This is a genomic window from Gordonia sp. OPL2 (genome assembly GCF_003797825.1).
In the GTDB taxonomy this organism is placed as follows: domain Bacteria; phylum Actinomycetota; class Actinomycetes; order Mycobacteriales; family Mycobacteriaceae; genus Gordonia.
In genome coordinates this window covers 1-1559 of the sequence record NZ_RKME01000060.1, presented here as the reverse complement: position 1 = coordinate 1559, position 1559 = coordinate 1, and the positions used below count along the sequence as shown (strand labels likewise).

Below are 1559 nucleotides of genomic sequence, written 5' to 3'. Positions count from 1 at the left end.
CGGTATTTGTCAACCTGTCTGAGACAGGACCTGGTTCTGTTTCTGTTTGTTGTTGATGCCGACGATGCTGGGGACTTCAGGTGCCCGGGGTGGGTGCCGGTAGCGCTGCGGGTTGGCTGCGTAGAGGGCGTCGAGGCGGGCTTGGCGGCTGGCATGGCGCTGGGCGGCGGTGCCGTCGAACACCGAGGCCGGGGTATGCCAGCCCAGGCCGCTGTGGCGGTGTTCGGCGGCGTAGCGGCTCAAGAATTGGGCCGTCCACTGGCGGGCGTGGTCGATGCTGTCGAACGTCTCGGGGCAGTTCAGGTCGTATTTGATGGTTTTGAACAGTGATTCGGAGAACGGGTTGTCGTCACTGACCCGGGGCCGGGAGAACGATGCGGTGGTATCGGCCTGTTCGAGGGCGTCGAGCAGATCACGCGAGCGCATGATCGCGCCGTTGTCGGCGTGCAGGATGTGCGGAGCGCCGTAGCGGGTGAACGCCTCGGTGAACATCTCCACAGCCAGTGTGCGATCCTCGCTGGCCTCGATGCGACTAGCCACCGGGAATCGGGAGAACACGTCGATGGCCAGATACAGCTTGTACCGCTGTTGGGCGAGGCCTCTGAGTTCGGTGACATCCCAGGACCACAGCTGACCCGGTGCCGTGGCCGCTACGCGCGGGGTCTTGCGTGAACGACTCCCGCTGTGGCGTCCGCGTCGACGATCTCCCACCATCTGTTCCGCCCGCGCGATCCGGTAGAAGGTGCGTTGTGAACACGACACCCGTTCGTCATCGAAAGCCCGCCAATATGCTTGGCACACAGAAAGTTCGACGAAGTCCTCATCTTCTAGAACGGTGCACACCTGGGTGCGTTCAGCGGAACTCAACGCGGCCGGCTGACACCGCTGACTCTGCGGCATCGGGTCAGTGACCGGCGTGTAATGGGTATAGCCGCGGGTCAGGCGGTAGTACGTCGCACGCGCGACCCCCGCCAACGCGCACGCGGCCGTGACGCTGACCCCCACAGCGACCAACGCCGTGACCAACTCGATCAAGACAGTCCTTTGCGCTGCAGCCACTGCCGGTACTGCTCGGCACTCATCAACGCCGGCGGGATCTGATCGTCGATCATCTCCGAGCTCGCGGTGATCCCTTCCAAGAGCTCGAATGCTTTTCCCAAGATTTCCTGGGCGGCCTCAGCTTGAGTGACTTTCTGTTTGAGTCGCTCATTCTCGGCGCGTAACCGCGCCAACTCGGCCCGATCCCGAGCATCCATCTGCCACCGGTCCTTCGACTTATCCGCAGCAACCACCATCGATGCTTCAAAGTCTCCCCGATCCCGAGCCCGGACCCACTCCCGGACCACCGTCGGATCCAGACCGTACTTGCGCAGCAAACGAGCTTTTCCACCCCGTTCGAGGGACACCTCATCCCACAGCTGCAGAAACTCCACCTTGAACCCGATCGGAAACGACCGCTTCCCGGTCCGAGTCCGACCCACCGGCACACTGATCTCCACCACTCACTCCGTTCCCCACACCCCCACCAGCTGTCTCACGAACAGGCTGGCAGGGAGCGT

At 63.1% G+C, this 1559-nt stretch carries 2 protein-coding genes; both read right to left on the bottom strand.

Annotated elements, in window-relative coordinates:
• Nucleotides 1-9: 9 nt before the first annotated feature.
• Entirely contained in the window at nucleotides 10-1005 is a 996-nt protein-coding gene (locus EEB19_RS26260; RefSeq protein WP_262365942.1) for an IS3 family transposase, read from the bottom strand.
• 26 nt (nucleotides 1006-1031) lie between these two features.
• Nucleotides 1032-1499 carry a hypothetical protein gene (locus tag EEB19_RS26255; protein WP_187590272.1) on the bottom strand — a complete coding sequence of 156 codons (468 nt, stop codon included), beginning with the start codon at nucleotides 1497-1499 and terminating at the stop codon, nucleotides 1032-1034.
• Nucleotides 1500-1559: the final 60 nt, after the last annotated feature.